This window comes from Amycolatopsis sp. ATCC 39116, from assembly GCF_000231075.2.
Taxonomy (GTDB): Bacteria; Actinomycetota; Actinomycetes; order Mycobacteriales; family Pseudonocardiaceae; genus Amycolatopsis_E; species Amycolatopsis_E tucumanensis.
In genome coordinates, this window is the sequence record NZ_AFWY03000115.1 from 1 (window position 1) to 1,971 (window position 1,971).

Annotated in this window: 3 protein-coding genes; 1 reads left to right on the forward strand and 2 read right to left on the reverse strand. The window is 75.3% G+C overall.

What is annotated here, in order from left to right; translation table 11 throughout:
- Positions 1 to 92: 92 nt before the first annotated feature.
- Positions 93 to 1,118 carry a nicotinate-nucleotide--dimethylbenzimidazole phosphoribosyltransferase gene (gene cobT / locus AMY39116_RS0341705; RefSeq protein ID WP_020423527.1) on the reverse strand — a complete coding sequence of 342 codons (1,026 nt, stop codon included), beginning with the start codon at positions 1,116 to 1,118 and terminating at the stop codon, positions 93 to 95.
- Positions 1,115 to 1,735, reverse strand: coding sequence for a bifunctional adenosylcobinamide kinase/adenosylcobinamide-phosphate guanylyltransferase (gene cobU / locus AMY39116_RS0341710; RefSeq protein ID WP_017984381.1), 621 nt, complete (start codon positions 1,733 to 1,735; stop codon positions 1,115 to 1,117). The genes cobT and cobU overlap by 4 nt, the downstream gene beginning before the upstream one ends.
- A 36-nt stretch (positions 1,736 to 1,771) precedes the next feature.
- Between cobU and AMY39116_RS44470 the strand changes: the two genes are divergently transcribed.
- The coding region (locus AMY39116_RS44470; protein ID WP_193354418.1) for a cobalamin biosynthesis protein at positions 1,772 to 1,971 on the forward strand (200 nt) is incomplete at its 3' end.

Consider the following 1,971-nt stretch of genomic DNA (forward strand, 5'->3'; position numbering starts at 1 on the left):
CCCCTCGTGTGGAGGCGGCTGCCCGCTGGTCGATGGTGCGCGGTGCGGGAAACCCCACCGCGGCTCCACCCCCGCGGCCCGGATCGAACCCCTCAGCCAAGGTCGGCCAGCAGACCCATGTCCGCGATGATCGCCCGCGCCGCGCGCAGCGTCGGGATCGCCTGGACCGCTCCGCTGCCCTCGCCCAGCCGCAGGCCCAGGTCGACGATCGGCGTCAGCCCGAGCGCCTTCAACGCGACCGCCTGCGACGGCTCCGTCGACCGGTGCCCGGCCAGCCACCACCGCACCGCCTCGGGCGCGATCTCCGCGGCCACCACGGCCGCGGCGGCGGAGAACACCCCGTCCAGCACCACCGGCACCCCGCGGACCGCGCCCTGCACCAGGAAACCGGCCGTCGCGGCAGCACACGCGCTGCCCAGCGCCGTGAGCAGCTCGAACGGGTCCGACACCCGCTCCCCGGCCCGCTCCACCGCGGCCCGCACCACCGCGACCTTCCGCGCGCGCCCGGCCTCGTCCACACCGGTCCCGGTGCCGACGACCTCTTCGGCAGGCACCCCGAGCGCCGCGGCGACCAGTGCCGCCGCCACCGCGGTGTTGCCGATCCCCATGTCACCGGGGATGAGCAGGTCCGCGCCGTCGTCCACCTCGGCGTCGGCGACCCGGCGGCCGGCCTCGAACGCCCGAGCGGCCTCGCCCGGCTCCAGCGCGTCCTCGGCCTCGATCGACCCCGACCCGCGCCGGACCTTCCACGCCCGCACCTCGGCGGGCACGTCGGACAGGTCGTCGTCGACCGCGATGTCCAGCACCCGGACCCCCGCGCCGACCTCGCGGGCCAGCACGTTCACCCCGCTCTTGCCAGCCAGGAACACCCGCACCATCGCCGCGGTCACCTCACGCGGATACGCCGACAGCCGGCTCACCCCGTGGTCCCCGGCGAACACGACCACCCGCGGCCGCTCGATCGGCGGCGGCGGGACCTGCCCGGACGCGGCGCACAGCCACGCGGCGAGCTCCTCCAGCCGCCCCAGCGCGCCGACGGGTTTGACCAGCGCGTCCAGTCGTTCCAGCGCGGCGGCGTGCGCAGCGGCGTCCGGCGCGGGGATGTCGAAGCGGGTCACAGCCGAGCCCTTTCGTCGAGGTGCAGGACGCGCCCCGCCACCACCAGCTGGACGCTGTCCGCCTGGGCCGCGACGCGGTCGTTGAGCGCACCCAGCACATCACGGAACAGCCGCCCGGAGGCTGTCGCGGGCACCACACCCATGCCGACCTCGTTGGTCACCGCCACGATCGGCACGTGCGCGATCCGCCACGCCTCGAGGAACTCCTCCATCCGCTCGTCCAGCCGCAGTTCCCAGCCGTTCTTCGCGTCCCACGCGCCGACGTCGCCGAGCACCCGCGTGACCCAGGTGCCGAGGCAATCGATCAGCAGCGGCCGCGACGCCTTCCGCACCGTCGTGGCGAGGTCGCCGGTTTCGACCGTGCGCCAGTTCGCCGGTCTGCGGGCCTGGTGCAGCGCGATCCGCGCCGCCCATTCGGGGTCGTCGCCGGTGGGCACCGGGCCGGGCGCGACGTAGACGACTTCGGGATGGCGGGCCATCAGACGCTCGGCGTGGCGCGACTTGCCCGAGCGGACCCCGCCCAGGACCAGCACCTTCGCCTCGTCGTCCCCGTACCGGCGGAGCAGCCGGGCGGCGGCCTCCAATGAGGCGGCCAGCCGCTGGGTCAGCTTGGTCATACCCGGCATTGTCGTGCACGGGCTACCGTCCCGTGTGTGGTGTATGCAAGATCGTTGACCGCGGTCGGCCTCGTGGCCGGTTACGCCCTGGACGCGGCCTTCGGTGATCCGCGCCGCGGGCATCCGGTCGCCCTGTTCGGGCGCGCGGCGAAGGCGCTGGAGCGGCGCGTCTGGGCCGACTCGCGGGCGCGCGGCGCCGCATACGCCGCGACCTGCGTCGGTGCCGCGGTGGGGCT

Excerpts from the sequence above, each read along its gene's own strand:
- cobU (WP_017984381.1), bottom strand. The coding sequence starts at position 1,735 with ATGACCAAGCTGACCCAGCGGCTGGCCGCCTCATTGGAGGCCGCCGCC.